The sequence below is a fragment of the Streptococcus downii genome (assembly GCF_004353325.1).
GTDB lineage: Bacteria > Bacillota > Bacilli > Lactobacillales > Streptococcaceae > Streptococcus > Streptococcus downii.
This window is the reverse complement of record NZ_MZNX01000001.1, coordinates 54,554-67,934: the sequence shown is the minus strand read 5'-3', so window position 1 is coordinate 67,934 and position 13,381 is coordinate 54,554. Positions and strand designations below refer to the sequence as shown.

Annotated in this window: 14 protein-coding genes and 1 pseudogene; 4 read left to right on the top strand and 11 right to left on the bottom strand. The window is 43.2% G+C overall.

Going from position 1 to position 13,381, the window contains the following annotated elements; all coding sequences use genetic code 11:
- Nucleotides 1-67 precede the first annotated feature (67 nt).
- From E2R31_RS00355 to E2R31_RS00320, 7 genes are all read right to left on the bottom strand, one after another.
- A complete protein-coding gene (locus E2R31_RS00355; protein WP_132972271.1) occupies nt 68-1,708 on the bottom strand; it encodes an SSURE domain-containing protein in 1,641 nt (546 codons plus the stop codon).
- Between the two features lie 156 nt (nt 1,709-1,864).
- Nucleotides 1,865-2,530, bottom strand: coding sequence for a potassium channel family protein (locus E2R31_RS00350; protein ID WP_001283887.1), 666 nt, complete (start codon nt 2,528-2,530; stop codon nt 1,865-1,867).
- A gap of 13 nt (nt 2,531-2,543) precedes the next feature.
- Entirely contained in the window at nt 2,544-3,923 is a 1,380-nt protein-coding gene (locus E2R31_RS00345) for a TrkH family potassium uptake protein (RefSeq protein WP_125384926.1), read from the bottom strand.
- Between the two features lie 33 nt (nt 3,924-3,956).
- Complete coding sequence (locus E2R31_RS00340) at nt 3,957-4,721, bottom strand: nucleoside phosphorylase (RefSeq protein WP_000615016.1); 765 nt, start codon at nt 4,719-4,721, stop codon at nt 3,957-3,959.
- 272 nt (nt 4,722-4,993) lie between these two features.
- Nucleotides 4,994-5,617, bottom strand: coding sequence for a TetR/AcrR family transcriptional regulator (locus tag E2R31_RS00330; RefSeq protein WP_125389021.1), 624 nt, complete (start codon nt 5,615-5,617; stop codon nt 4,994-4,996).
- A 39-nt stretch (nt 5,618-5,656) separates the two neighbouring features.
- Nucleotides 5,657-6,739: an ABC transporter permease gene (locus E2R31_RS00325; RefSeq protein ID WP_132972269.1), complete on the bottom strand. Its 1,083-nt coding sequence runs from the start codon at nt 6,737-6,739 to the stop codon at nt 5,657-5,659.
- 1 nt (nt 6,740) lies between these two features.
- Nucleotides 6,741-7,457 carry an ABC transporter ATP-binding protein gene (locus E2R31_RS00320; protein ID WP_132972268.1) on the bottom strand — a complete coding sequence of 239 codons (717 nt, stop codon included), beginning with the start codon at nt 7,455-7,457 and terminating at the stop codon, nt 6,741-6,743.
- Between the two features lie 230 nt (nt 7,458-7,687).
- On the opposite strand from E2R31_RS00320, the pseudogene E2R31_RS10120 reads away from it, so the two are divergent.
- A pseudogene (locus tag E2R31_RS10120) lies at nt 7,688-7,822 on the top strand (low temperature requirement protein A); the annotation flags it as partial.
- 61 nt (nt 7,823-7,883) lie between these two features.
- On the opposite strand, the gene E2R31_RS00305 reads toward E2R31_RS10120, so the two are convergent.
- Nucleotides 7,884-9,119 carry a carbohydrate-binding domain-containing protein gene (locus tag E2R31_RS00305; protein WP_132972266.1) on the bottom strand — a complete coding sequence of 412 codons (1,236 nt, stop codon included), beginning with the start codon at nt 9,117-9,119 and terminating at the stop codon, nt 7,884-7,886.
- A 292-nt stretch (nt 9,120-9,411) separates the two neighbouring features.
- Nucleotides 9,412-9,969, bottom strand: a complete 558-nt coding sequence (locus tag E2R31_RS00300) for a sugar O-acetyltransferase (RefSeq protein ID WP_084947462.1) — start codon at nt 9,967-9,969, stop codon at nt 9,412-9,414.
- A 174-nt stretch (nt 9,970-10,143) separates the two neighbouring features.
- On the opposite strand from E2R31_RS00300, the gene E2R31_RS00295 reads away from it, so the two are divergent.
- Genes E2R31_RS00295 through E2R31_RS00285 form a run of 3 tightly spaced genes read left to right on the top strand, consistent with a single transcriptional unit; the run spans nt 10,144 to nt 12,414 of the window.
- The gene (locus E2R31_RS00295; protein WP_000468869.1) at nt 10,144-10,452 is read left to right on the top strand and encodes a rhodanese-like domain-containing protein; all 309 of its coding nucleotides are present in this window, start codon (nt 10,144-10,146) and stop codon (nt 10,450-10,452) included.
- Between the two features lie 20 nt (nt 10,453-10,472).
- Nucleotides 10,473-12,128: an FAD-dependent oxidoreductase gene (locus E2R31_RS00290; RefSeq protein ID WP_084947465.1), complete on the top strand. Its 1,656-nt coding sequence runs from the start codon at nt 10,473-10,475 to the stop codon at nt 12,126-12,128.
- Nucleotides 12,118-12,414: a rhodanese-like domain-containing protein gene (locus E2R31_RS00285; RefSeq protein ID WP_084947468.1), complete on the top strand. Its 297-nt coding sequence runs from the start codon at nt 12,118-12,120 to the stop codon at nt 12,412-12,414. The genes E2R31_RS00290 and E2R31_RS00285 overlap by 11 nt, the downstream gene beginning before the upstream one ends.
- A 43-nt stretch (nt 12,415-12,457) precedes the next feature.
- On the opposite strand, the gene E2R31_RS00280 is transcribed toward E2R31_RS00285, so the two are convergent.
- Both E2R31_RS00280 and E2R31_RS00275 read right to left on the bottom strand, forming a co-directional pair.
- Nucleotides 12,458-12,946 carry a prolyl-tRNA synthetase associated domain-containing protein gene (locus E2R31_RS00280; RefSeq protein WP_132972264.1) on the bottom strand — a complete coding sequence of 163 codons (489 nt, stop codon included), beginning with the start codon at nt 12,944-12,946 and terminating at the stop codon, nt 12,458-12,460.
- 131 nt (nt 12,947-13,077) lie between these two features.
- Nucleotides 13,078-13,356, bottom strand: coding sequence for a hypothetical protein (locus E2R31_RS00275; protein WP_132972262.1), 279 nt, complete (start codon nt 13,354-13,356; stop codon nt 13,078-13,080).
- Between the last annotated feature and the right edge of the window lie 25 nt (nt 13,357-13,381).

The following is a 13,381-nucleotide window of genomic DNA, read 5'->3' as shown; positions in this document are numbered from 1 at the left end:
GATAAAAACAGTGTTATACTTGCTTTAGTATAACACTATTTTCTCTAATGTTTAAGTGATTTGAATCTTAATCTTCTCGTTTGGTTGTCAAACCCAAAAGTCCAACAAGCCCTGCCAAGGCTAGACCAAAGATACCAAGGCCAGCTGTAGCTGTTTTAGCTTCCCCAGTATTTGGTAGCATCGCTTTATCATCTTTTTTCATCATATTAGCCATTGGGCTAGAAGCTGGTTGATCTACTTTCATATCTGACATATGGTGATTTGTACCCATCATACCCTCAGTCGTACCTGTAGAGCCTGTTTCAGAAGGCTTCGTATTCATCTGACCTTGTTGAGATGGTATTGTCGCCATTTCTTTTCCACGAAGCTGAATCGTTACTTGACGAGTAGCAATCAGATTGGTCAAATCAGGTTTGCCGTCTTTAGCGCCATAAACTTTAACAGTAGCTAGATACGTATGGGTTCCGTTAGCTCGAAGTTGATCCAGCAAGGCCTGACCATCTTTGCCAACCGTATTGCCATTCAAATCCACTTCGTAGAAATATTGGCCTTTAGCCAAGCCTTCAAGTGGCAATAGAGCAGGATTTTTAGCTGTTCCGTTGTCTGACCATGGGGCTTTGTCGGAAGCTTTTAACAAGAGGCGAGTCAACATACCATCTCCACCAAAAGCTTCGTATGGAATAACTTGGTTGACACCGGCCAAGAAAGGTCCAGGAACCTTAGCCTTATCAAGGTAGCTAGCTGGAACATCAATCATGTCTTTGACATTGTTAACAACAGAGGCTTTAACCTGATTTGGTGTGGTCAAACCATTCAAATTAACAGTCAAATCTTTAGTCGCTACAAGATTAGTTAAGTCAGGCTTGCCGTCTTTTGCACCGTACACCTTGATAGTTGCTTTATAGCTTTGAGTGCCGTTTTGTTTTAACAAGTCAAGCAGCTCTTTATCAGATTTACCTTGGGTGCCTGCCAAGTCCACTTCATAGAAATAAAGGCCTTTGCCCAATTTCTCTACTGGTGGGAGAGCTGGATTTTTAGCTGTTCCGTTGTCTGACCATGGAGCCTTATCAGAGGCTTTCAAGATAAGACGAGTCAACATGCCATCACCAGCGAAGAATTCATATGGAATAACTTGATTGACACCGGCTGTAAATGGTCCTGGGAAGTTAGCCTTGTCCAAGTAAGTGGCTGGGACATCTACTGTATCTTTGGTGTTGTCAGCCACACCTTTTTGGACTTCAGCTGGAGTGGTCGCTGGTTGCGCTTCACTGACTTCACGGTCTTGTCCAGAAACTGTAGACGCAGGACTTTCCACAGGTTTAACTGCATCTTCTGTTTGTTTCTTAGAGTCAGGTTGTGCTTGCACTTCTTCTTTTGGCACTACTGCAGGCTCTTTAGCAGTTGCGTCCGCTTTTTCTGAAGAGCTTGTGGTATCCACACTTGCTTTAGGTGTTGGAATAGACTGTTCTGAAGGAAGAGCTACATCGACTGCTTTTTTGAGAACCTCTGCTGGTAAGTCGCTCTTTTCACTCACCGAAGCAGCGTCTGGCACGACTTGGGCAGGAGTCGGATTGACGACATCAGCACGCGCAGAACTTGGTTGACCAACTAGGACAAAGAAGCCACTAGCCACAACAACTGAAGCAACGCCTACACTGAGACGGCGAATAGACCAACGAGTATATCTCTGATTTGGATTGAATTTCATAGGATTCTCCTTAGAGTTTTCTTTTTTTGATGACTCTAGTATAATCTCCTAAAATTAAAAAGGATTAAGAAAAAGTTAAAATTTTTCTTAAATCCCTCTTATAAAATACTTATATTGACTCGTTAATTATTAGGAAAGAGAGTAGCCTTTCCTCTCCTACTCACTCAGTTCAGCTAGAGTGTCCAAATGTTGGTTATTAATGACTGCCATGATGTAGGCATCTGCCTGCAAGAGGTCATTGGGTCCGAATTGGACATCCAGAGGAGCATTTTCGTAGGAACGAAAACCAAGTACATTGAGGTTGTATCGCCCACGTAAATCCAACTGACTGAGGCTTTTACCTACCCATGATTGGGGGATTTTCATCTCGACAATCGATACATTCTTGTCCAGCTGAAAGACGTCTACGCTGTTATGAAAGAGGATGGTCTGTGCTAATGAGCGCCCCATTTCAAACTCTGGTGAGATGACTGCGTCTGCACCAATTTTTTCCAACACCTTTTTAGCCGTATGGCTTTTGACCTTGGCAATAACGGTCGGCACTCCTAAACTCTTGCAGTGCATGACCGCAAGAACACTGGACTCCAGATTTTCACCTGTTGCGACGACTACGGTATCACAGGTGTCAATCCCCGCTGATAGAAGGAGTTCTTCATCCGTGATATCTCCAACTACTCCACGCGCCAACACTGATTCAAATTGATTAATGCGTTCCTCGTGGTCATCAATAGCAATGATATTCATGTCATGCTTGGCTAGGGCAGCCAAAACACTGCTCCCAAAAATTCCCAAGCCTAAAATTCCAATTGTCCGATCTGACATCGTTTTTCCTTTCTTATCCGATAGTGATATCTGCCTTCATATAGTGAATCGTATCTTTCTTGTCTGGCTGGTATTCCGCTACACTGACCAGTAGTGTCAAGGGACCAATACGGCCGATAAACATCAACAACATAACGATACTGAGGGCTAACTTACCTAACTCTGGTGTTAAATTTGCCGTCACCCCAACTGTTGCAAGGGCTGAAATGGTCTCAAACATGAGGTAGATAAAGCGCGGATTTCCCTCTGCTGTTATCCCTAGTAGGATCAAGCCCAGCAAGAATGTTAGCATGAAGATAATAAAGACACTGAAAGACTTTTGTACGGTTCGGGGTTCAATGGTCCTCCGAGCCACATTAGCATGAGGCAAGCCCAATAGTTCACTGCGAGCAAAGACCAACAAGACAAAGAAGGTCGTAATCTTGAGCCCGCCTGCTGTCCCTCCAGGTGCCCCGCCCAGAAACATCTGCAAGATGTAGATCAGTAAGGTAACTGGTCTAGCCTGGGTGTAGTCAATGGAAGCAAAGCCTGCCGTTCTCATACTGACTGTCTGGAAGAAACTAACCAGCAGTTTCTCTGGAGCGCTGAGATTTCCAATCGTCCCAGGATTATTCCACTCAATTAAGAGAGTCGATACTGTTCCAAAGAGCAGAATTCCCGCCGTTAAAAAGAGAACCAGCTTGGTATGGAAACGCAGGCGGCGTTTTTTCTTCTTCCCAAACTGGGTCGCTAGGTCAAACCAGACCATAAATCCTAGACCACCAGTGATAATCAAGCCTGCAATCACTAGATTGATCAAGGGATCCGTTTGAAAGGCTACCAAACTCGTACTTCCAAAATTATCAAATCCAGCATTACAGAAAGCTGAAACAGCCAAAAAGATAGAGGTTAGAATCCCTCGCCCCCAGCCAAATTCGGGGATAAAGCGAAAACTCAAGAGAAAGGCACCAATTCCTTCCACCAAAAAAGTCGTCAGAAAGATTGAGCGGATGAAGTCCTTTAGAGACTGGGTTTCTCCATAACTGAAACTTTCTTGAATAGTCTCACGACCACGAAGGCTGAGCTTTTGCTTGCCTTGGATATAAAAGATTCCGATAAAGGTCATGAGCCCCAAACCACCAATCTGGATCAAAATCATACAGATCAACTGGCCCCAGATATTATAAGTCGAAGCCACTGGCAGAGTGAAAAGCCCTGTCACACAGACCATGGACACGGTCGTAAAGAGATGGTCAAAGTAGGTCGCTTGTGACGTTTCTGCTTGCACAAAGGGGAGACTTAAAAGGAGAGAACCCAAGAAGATTACTAGGGCAAAACTTAAAAAGATGCGACGGGCTGGCGACAAGCGTCCCAGTATCGTCTTGATTTTTTCCAAAAAAGATTTGAATAACATAACTACATTCTACCATAAAAACAGTCAGAACACTCACATGTGGTGCACAATGGCAAGACAGAGTTCGAGTGCCTTATCAAAAGCTTCTGAGCCCCAGTCACGACTGTCGTAGTTGTCCAGATCCGCTAAGGAATCTGCAGTAAAGAGCAATTCTCCCCAGACAACACCACGTAGCTGAGCCACTGCCGCAAGAGCCGAGCACTCCATTTCCACAACAGCGCAGCCTTCTTCCTTGCGATAGGCAACCTTTTCAGCCGTCTCTCGGTAAAAACCATCTGTCGTCCAGGTCATAACTTCCTCATAAGGAATGCCTCTTTGCTCCAAAACTTGCTCAATGGCAGAGACAGCCTCAATCTGCATCTCCATATAACGAGAAGGCGCTACATAATGGTAGCTGGTCCCCTCATCTCGCAGAGCGCGAACAGGGACGAGAAAGGCATTTTCCTCTATATCGGCTAGGACGCCACAGGTTCCAGTGGAAATGATTTGCTCCACACCATAGCCAATCAACCAATCCATAAACTGGGCAGCTGGGGCAGAACCCACGGGCGCCTGGGTTAGACAAATCGTCTCACCCTTGTAGTTGATGACATAGACTGGATAAGCCTTGGTGGCAGAAACGAACTCACCAACACAGTCCGCTCCTGCTTCCTGAGCGTAGCGGTCAATCTCTTCCTCCAAAAATGCATAGATGCACTTTTTTGGCAACTTTAAGTCCAATCCCTCATGTGTTGGCATAAGGACCGCCTGGGGATTGTCATCAAACTCCAAAATGGGAATCGCATGCTTCTGAATCATAGCCCACCTCCTCTAATTTTGTACTATTGTATCAAAAGCTGACGGAGTGTCAAGGAGGAGACTTTAGCAAGCCAGAAATCTCCTCTTCCATACACTTAAGAAATCGTTGCACCGCTGGAGAGGTTGGTTTCTGTTTTGGCAAAATGATTGAGGACTTATAAACACATATCAAATGCAATAACAAAAAGACATGAATCTGAAATAAGCAGAACATGTCTTTTTTAGCTTGTTTGAAAGTCAAGTAAATAAACCTTAGTTCTTCTAGAACTCCCTTATTTCCACAAACCACCTAAAATCTGTTTTTCTAATAAGTCTAGGTCTTCTTCTTTTATTTCTCCATTGTCGCTAACGACATAAAGCTGAGCGAAGTAAGCAAACAATGGACCAACACAAATACGAACCATTTGAGGAATCGTTATCTCTGGATTTACACGTGGATCTGCCAGCAATTCCTTATGAAGCACTCGAAGTTTATCTTGAATAGCATTCCAGATAAAAATCTGTTCATTTTTTAGTTTTTTATTTGAAAAACTCTCCTGCAGAATGATTTTCATCAAAGCACGATTTTTTTTGAGATAGCTCATACGATCATGGACGAGATAACGAACCCTCTCTTCTGTCGTTTCAAAAGCTAAGAGTTCCTCAAAAAAACTACCGAAAATGCCTGGGACTACAGGATGTAAAATAGCCGTCAGTAAATCATCCTTCGTCTTAAAATACTTAAACAAAGTTGCCTGGCTTAGTCCAGCACGCTCAGCTATGTGAAGAGTTGAGGTCCCATGGTAACTCCTGGTTGATATGAGATCCACTGCTGCCTGCATGATTTTTTTCTTTCCTTGAGGGTAATTCGCTTCTTCTAAATAATCTTCAAACGATTCAAAAACAGTCTTATCCATCTAATCTTCACACCTTTTTAGCATTATTTATGTTGATTTCTAAACTTTACGATAACGACGCAATCCAACAATATTGAGAATTGTTAAAATGATCAAGAAAATCATTAAAATACCAAGATTTGGCAAAATATCACCAAGATTGTGTCCGTAAAGAATAATCTGGCTTATTGCATCACCAGAATAGGTTAATGGCAAAAATTTTCCCACAGTTGGAGCCCATTCTCCCATGGATGACAATGGAATAATTCCTGAGAAAAAAAGTTGGGGCATAATCACGAGAGGAATAAATTGCATCATTTGGAATTCTGATTTTGCTAGAGTAGACAAGAGAATTCCAAAAGCTAGTGCTACAAGAGCCAGTACCACATTAACTATTATAACATTTAAAATACTTCCTACAACTTCTACATCTAGTAGCCAAATTGCTGCTAAAACGACAACTGCCGTTTGAAAAATCGCAATAATACCGTAAGACAACATATAGCCATAGACGATTTCAGATCGTTTCACTGGTGTTGCTAACAAACGTTCTAGTGTTCCACTGGTGCGTTCTTTCAAAAGCGCCATACCTGAAATCAAAAAGACAAAGAAGAAAACTACAAAACCTATCAAAACCGGAATCATATTGGTAAAGAAGCTTGTATTTTCATCTCCATACTGGTAAGACTCCTTGATTTCTGGTGTTTTTGCGTCCAAGTCCAATTGTGGAAGAGCTTTTTTAACACGAGATAGTAACTGATCGGTGCCTTCACTGGCGATACTTGTCCGTAACACTTGTCGTATCATAGAGGTCTTGGAGGCATCTGTGTTTGCGTAGTCGACCTGGTACTCACCGTTTTTATAAGAAATCACAGCATCGACTTTTTCATTTGCTAGCGCTTCTTTGGCTTGATCTAAGTCTTGATAAGTCTCGACGTCCACATGATCGAGCTCATCCATTTTCGTTACCAAACCAGTTGGTAGATCCTGTGTTGCTAACTTGACATTCACGGTTGTACTAGCTGAAAACATGAGGTTCATCAGCCACATGATAAAAACAGGTGCTATAAACATCAGGGCTAGAGTTCGTTTGTCACGAAGTAATTCTTTGATGACTTTTTTTGCAATCGCTATTGTTCTCATTTTACTCACCTTCTGCTCTTAAAAATACTTCTTCAATACTTGAAACTTGATAACTTTCTTTTAAGTGTTGCGGTGTATCAAAAGCAATGATTTTTCCGCCTAATAATAAGCCGACCTTATCCGTCAACTCTGCTTCATCCATAACATGGGTAGTAACTAATATCCCAATCCCATTGTCTCTAAGCGCGAATAATTCTTTCCAGATTTTCTTTCGAAGAGAAGGATCAATTCCAACTGTCGGTTCGTCCAAAATCAAGAGTTGAGGATTCCCTAACAGCGCGATAGCAAGCGACAAGCGTCGTTTCATCCCTCCAGAATAACCAGAGACTGCCTTGTTTAAATGGTCTGTCAAATCTACTACCTGAGCTATATGAGCTATTTCCGCCTTCAGGTCTTTTTTAGAAAGCCCCTTTAGCTGACCAAAAAATTCCAGATTTTCTTGGCCTGACAAGGCCTCGTATAAAGCATCTGACTGGGCCATATAGCCAATATCTCCTAAAATATGACGATTAGGCATGGTATGGTCTAAAACTAAAGCGACACCTCCATCTGCTTTTTCCATCCCTAACATGGTTTTAATCATGGTTGATTTACCAGCACCAGACGGACCAATTAAGCCTATAATTTCTCCTGGATGCAATTCAAAGCTGACATGATTCAGAACTATTTGATGGTCAAAAGATTTTACTAAATCTTGTAAATGTAGTAATGTTTTCATTTACTTCCTCCTTAGTGAGTTAATACTCACTTTTTAAATCACCGAAGCTATTATAGTGAGTAATCACTCACTTGTCAAGAGAAAGGGTTAAATTCTTTAAAAAAATAAAACACCAGATTCGTATCTGATTTTTATAATGCACATGTCTTATTTCTAAAAATGTTTTTGAACTTCCTCTCTATACTCCGAAATGGTCTTTCCTGTCCACTTTTTAAAGGCCTATTCTTCCTCTACTTTTCTCAGCCAATCCTACCATCGTCATTGCTATCGCAACTCTAATGACCTTGGCGATGGAAATTCATTTTACTCATTTTTATATGAAACAGACTAAGAAATTTTCAAGACCTAATTGGGAGTTGTTTTAGCTACAATCCATCTCTCAAACACAAAAACTCTCCCTTCTCTTTCGAGAAAGGAGATTCTTTTTTATCCTTGTCCGCCAGGGGCTGGACCGTCGCCTTGAGGGCCTCCATTTGGTCCACCGCCTCCAGGTATAGAATTGACGATTTCCGTTTGTTTTTCACCGTTGAGATAGATATCTCCACCTGTGTAGGTCGCTGTTCCATCAAAGTCAAAACCTGTTTGACCAGTCATTTTAATGGTCCCATCTGTGACCGTAATATTGCCGTTTGAGTCGATTGGGTCTGTGTCTCCTTGGCCGACTTCTACAGTCAGATTCCCGCCGTTCATAGTGAAGAAGATTTCATTCTGTTGGGCGTTTTTGTTAGCTGCGTTGACTCCATCATCTGTTGAGTAGATGCTAATATCCCCACCGTTGATAGTGATTGACTTACCTTCAAGTCCTTCTGTCGAATTCTTGACGGTGTAGGTACCACTATCGATGACGAGGTCTCCAGATGCGTGGATGCCATCATCTCCTGCTGTGACGGTGATGTTGTTGTTGGATAGGTACATGGTCCCAACTGAAGTATCCTCGTCATTGTCCACCTTGACCCCATCCTCTTTGGCATCGATGGTCATGGTCGTACCAGTGATGTTGAGTTCATCATTGACATTGAAGGCATCGCCAACTGCTGTGATGTTATAGGTTCCACCCGTGATGTGGAGGGTGTCGTTGGCCTTGATACCATTGTTCTTCTTGCCATCTACATTGAGAGTTCCTTTCCCGTTGATGGTCAAATCCACCTTAGAAAAGAGAGCTGCGTCTGCTTTTTCGTCACTGTTAGAGCTTGAGTCAGAGAGACTGTTGGTGGTTCCCTCTGCTAGAGTCAAGTAGACATGACCAGCTGATGTCGCAGATATCGTTGCATTGGTATTGGTCATGGTCGCACCTTTTAGGACTAGATGAACATCTGCAGACTTATCTGCCTCGACCTTGATCTGCACTCCGTCAGACTGACCTGAAATCACATAGGTGCCAGATTTTGTGATAGTCACTGTCGAGCCAGAAACTGTCACCCCATCCCCAGAAACATTTGCAGATGAGCCAGATAGCTCAATTTTAGAAGCTGTGCTTTCGTCATAAGAGGTATCATTGTCCTTATCTGTAAAATAGGATGATTGGTTTGTCTTTGTTGCAGTTGTTGTTGCATTATTTGTCGTTGCATTGGTATTGGATGTAGTTGTTGACTGGGCACATGCTGCCATCAGCACCATTGCCGTTAAACTCGTTGCGAGTAGGGTCCATTTTTTTGATTTCATACCTTTTTCCTCTCCTTCGTATGATATAGCTAGACAGTCTACAGAAGATTCCTGAAACAAAACTAAAACTTTTCTGAAAGTTTCCTTAAATTTAGTTTCAATTACGTTTCGCCTAGTAATTTTTTAGAAAGGACTGCTAGAAACAATTTTTGAACTCTAGACTACCTTTAATAGATTTTTTAAACCAAGATTCCCCAGTGCGATGTCTCCTCGACCAAGAAAGCCAAAAAGAAGAAAAATTTATAAGACTAAAACTCATAAAAAGAACAGCCCTAGCTGTTCCTTTTCACTTCTATTTCACAGGTATTTCCTTAATCACACGCGCAGGATTGCCAGCTAGGACGACATTGTCTCCAAAGGACTTGGTAATCACGGCCCCTGCTCCTGCGACGACATTATTACCCAGTGTCACCCCAGGAAGGACAATGACACCACCTCCAGCCCAGAAATTATCTCCGATGGTGATGGGCTTGCCGTATTCGACCCCTGAATTGCGTTCATGCGGATCCAGTGGGTGGAGTGGGGTTAAAAATTGACAGTTGGGGCCAAGCATGGCGTTGTTCCCGATGCGAATCTGACAAACATCCAGCATGGTCAAGTTCCAATTAGAATAAAAATTTTCCCCTAGATGGATGTTGACCCCATAATCAACCACCAAGCGTGGATTGACATAGAGATTTTGCCCAGTTGAACCAAACCAAGTCTTGATAATCTCTGCTCCCTTCAAGGGATCTTCTTCCTTGTTAAAGGCAGCCTGTTTTTGGCGAGAAGCCTGCGCCAAGGCCCGTAACTCTGGGGCCGACGGACGGTAAGGCTCCCCTGCTATCATTTTCTGGTATTCGCTGGTCATCTTAACACCTCATACTTACTTTGGACTCATCATATCAAAAAGCCTTTGAAAGGTCAAGAATAGCCTGCTTTCTAGACTCTCAAAACCAATCCCCTCCAAGTTAAAACAACTTGCTTGACAAAAGCTTGACTTCATGGTTTAATATACCCCATAAGGGTATATTTGGAGGTGCCTATGTTTCACTTATTATTTACAAAAATTGACAGTATTTCTACCAGCGAGTTAGAAGCTAAACTCAAGGAACCGATTCAGCTACTAGATGTTCGGACGCCTATGGAATTCCGTAGAGGTCATATCAAAAATGCCAAAAATGTTCCTTTAACGGAAATCGGTTCTTACACACCAGCGACAAAAGAAACACTCTATGTCATTTGTCATTCTGGTGTACGAAGCAAACTAGCTGCGAAAAAGCTTAAGAAAAAAGGCTACGATGTCATCAATGTCCGAGGCGGTATGAGCGCTTGGACAGGTAAGGTCATCTAGAAGTATAAAGGAGAAAGTCAATGAAAATTATCATTGTCGGAGGAGTTGCAGGCGGTATGTCAGCAGCAACCCGTCTCAGACGCCTCATGGAAGACGCTGAAATCACTATTTTTGAGAAAGGTCCCTTTGTTTCCTTTGCAAACTGCGGACTTCCTTACTATGTTTCAGGAGAAATTGCAAACCGTGAGAGTTTATTGGTCCAAACTCCTGAAAGTCTCCGGGCACGCTTTAATCTCGATGTGCGGCCATTTCACGAGGTCATCCAGATTTCGCCAGAAGAACACACTGTAACGGTGCGACACGATGGACAGGAATTCACAGAAAGCTACGACAAGCTGATTCTCTCCCCAGGAGCCAAGCCCTTTATCCCTACCATCGAAGGCTTGGCAGAAGCTAAGCATACCTACACGCTTCGCAATGTTCCTGATCTCGACGAAATTATGGCAGCCTTGGACAATCATCCAAAAGAAGCTGTCGTTATCGGTGCAGGCTTTATCGGGCTTGAAATGGCTGAAAATCTGGCAAAACGTGGATTGCAAGTCACCATCGTGGAGAAAGCACCCCATGTCTTGCCACCATTAGATCAGGAAATGGCGGCCTTTGTCCAAGCAGAATTGGTCAAAAACGGCGTTCTCGTTATCACTTCTCAGTCTGCGACTCGATTTGAAGAGCAAGGAAAAACCATCGTTCTCGAAAATGGTCAAAAGATTGCTTCTGACCTCACCATCCTTTCTGTCGGTGTTGAACCTGAAAACGGACTGGCTCAGGCAGCTGGGATTGAACTGGGACTACGTGGCGGTATCTTGGTCGACGAACACTACGAAACCAGTCAAAAAGATATTTTTGCAGTTGGAGATGCCATCGTCGTCAAGCAAGAGATTACTGGCCAAGATGCCCTCATCTCTCTAGCTTCTCCTGCCAATCGTCAAGGACGCCAAGTGGCGGACGTCATCGCAGGACTCGGTCGTACAAACAAGGGCAGTATCGGCACTGCTATCGTTCGTGCCTTTGATATGACAGCTGTTTCGACTGGTCTCAGCGAGCGTACTCTTCGTACCAACCAAATCCCATATAAAGCCCTTCATGTCAGTGGGAAAGACCACGCTGGTTATTATCCAGGCGCTACTGATATGACCTTGAAGCTCCTCTTTGACCCAACCACTGGAAAAATCTACGGTGCCCAAGGAGTCGGGAAGAAAGGTGTTGACAAGCGAATCGATATCCTGGCAACTGCTATCAAGGGAAATCTCACCGTCTTTGACTTACCAGAATTGGAGTTCACCTACGCGCCACCATTTGGCTCCGCTAAGGATCCCGTCAATATGCTGGGTTACGCAGCCTTGAACCTTATCGAAGGTCTCAGCGACAACGTTCAATGGTACCAGCTCGAAGACGAACTAGCTAAAGGAAAGAAATTCCTAGACGTGCGGACCAGTGGCGAATTCCAAAGTGGTCGACTCAAAGTCGACACCATCCACATCCCCCTAAACGAACTACGGGAACGCTTGGACGAACTGGACAAGAACCAAGCCTACATCGTTAGCTGCCACAGTGGTTTGCGCAGCTATATCGCAGAGCGTATCCTCAAACAAGCAGGATTTACCGTCCAAAACCTTGACGGCGCTTATTCACTATACAAAATGGCTAACCCAGAAGGAGTAGAATATGGTAACTAGTATCAGCATGGCTGACTTTTATGAAAAATATCAAAATGAAAAACTAGATCTTATCGATGTACGTGAAGTACATGAATTCCAAGCAGGACATGCGCCAGGTGCAAAAAATCTGCCTTTAAGTACCTTGGAGCAAGGCTACAAAGAACTCAAACCTGACCATGAATACCATGTCATTTGTCAAGGTGGAGTGCGTTCTGCCTCTGCCTGTCAATTTCTCAGCGCCCAAGGCCTTACCGTTACCAATGTAGAAGGTGGTATGAACCACTGGCCAGGTGAGGTAGAATAATCAAAAAACCGATTAAGATGAACTTAGTCGGTTTCTTTAATCTTTATAACTCAATGATATGAGCCTCATAACCAATGGCTTCTAGGAATTTGAGTATATCTGTCGTATCCAAAAAGAGAGTTTTTTCATTGGTATTGGGGTGAAAACTCATCCGTTTTTCAGACATGATTTCTTTGTCGAAATAAATCTGAATATCTTTGTCAGCATTGTTCAGCAAGCCAAATGGAGATACTGCACCTGCTGGTAACATCATTTTTTCAAACAAGCTCTCAGAGGAAGCCATACGGATTCTATTGGCTCCTACCAAGTCTTTCAAGAGGTCCATATCCAAACGTTTCTTATCATCCATAATCACGAGATAATAGGCTGTTTTATTTTTGTTGGTGAGAAACATGGTTTTTGTACGGACACCTTCGATCCCTTCGATAAAGCTATCGGCTTGCTCTGTTGTCAAGGCTGGCTCGTGCTCCACGATTTCAAAAGGAATATCTAGCCCATTTAGCATCTCTACTACTTTTTCGTATGCTTCCATTTGCTGGCCTCCTTTAACTTGTCTTACTACCTTTAATTATACCACAAAATGGGTTTTCTTCCAATTTATATCCAAGCATCTCTAGGTTTCTTTCATTTTCATACAAGTTATCTTAGACGGAGCCCCAACTGTTAGGATGGGCATGATTTCCAGCCAGCAAGCATATCTTTTCTTTCTACCGCATAGCCACAAGGTATATCCGCGACTTGTCCGATGGATGCGTCTAGTTTAAATGCTTCAGCTAAGGAAATGAGGCGTGCATCCTCTCCAGTGTGGTCTTCTGAACACAAAAATTGCCACATGCCATCCTCTTCATCGTGGGAGATAAAGGTGATCGGATTTTTCCCAACCAAGACATGGTGACAAACTATACAGGCTGTGTTGGGTGCATCCTTAAATGCAAAAGTCATCTTGAACTTCCTCCTTGAAATACAC

Excerpts from the sequence above, each read along its gene's own strand:
- E2R31_RS00355 (WP_132972271.1), bottom strand. The coding sequence starts at position 1,708 with ATGAAATTCAATCCAAATCAGAGATATACTCGTTGGTCTATTCGCCGT.
- E2R31_RS00350 (WP_001283887.1), bottom strand. The coding sequence starts at position 2,530 with ATGTCAGATCGGACAATTGGAATTTTAGGCTTGGGAATTTTTGGGAGC.
- E2R31_RS00345 (WP_125384926.1), bottom strand. The coding sequence starts at position 3,923 with ATGTTATTCAAATCTTTTTTGGAAAAAATCAAGACGATACTGGGACGC.
- E2R31_RS00340 (WP_000615016.1), bottom strand. The coding sequence starts at position 4,721 with ATGATTCAGAAGCATGCGATTCCCATTTTGGAGTTTGATGACAATCCC.
- E2R31_RS00330 (WP_125389021.1), bottom strand. The coding sequence starts at position 5,617 with ATGGATAAGACTGTTTTTGAATCGTTTGAAGATTATTTAGAAGAAGCG.
- E2R31_RS00325 (WP_132972269.1), bottom strand. The coding sequence starts at position 6,739 with ATGAGAACAATAGCGATTGCAAAAAAAGTCATCAAAGAATTACTTCGT.
- E2R31_RS00320 (WP_132972268.1), bottom strand. The coding sequence starts at position 7,457 with ATGAAAACATTACTACATTTACAAGATTTAGTAAAATCTTTTGACCAT.
- E2R31_RS00305 (WP_132972266.1), bottom strand. The coding sequence starts at position 9,119 with ATGAAATCAAAAAAATGGACCCTACTCGCAACGAGTTTAACGGCAATG.
- E2R31_RS00300 (WP_084947462.1), bottom strand. The coding sequence starts at position 9,969 with ATGACCAGCGAATACCAGAAAATGATAGCAGGGGAGCCTTACCGTCCG.
- E2R31_RS00295 (WP_000468869.1), top strand. The coding sequence starts at position 10,144 with ATGTTTCACTTATTATTTACAAAAATTGACAGTATTTCTACCAGCGAG.
- E2R31_RS00290 (WP_084947465.1), top strand. The coding sequence starts at position 10,473 with ATGAAAATTATCATTGTCGGAGGAGTTGCAGGCGGTATGTCAGCAGCA.
- E2R31_RS00285 (WP_084947468.1), top strand. The coding sequence starts at position 12,118 with ATGGTAACTAGTATCAGCATGGCTGACTTTTATGAAAAATATCAAAAT.
- E2R31_RS00280 (WP_132972264.1), bottom strand. The coding sequence starts at position 12,946 with ATGGAAGCATACGAAAAAGTAGTAGAGATGCTAAATGGGCTAGATATT.
- E2R31_RS00275 (WP_132972262.1), bottom strand. The coding sequence starts at position 13,356 with ATGACTTTTGCATTTAAGGATGCACCCAACACAGCCTGTATAGTTTGT.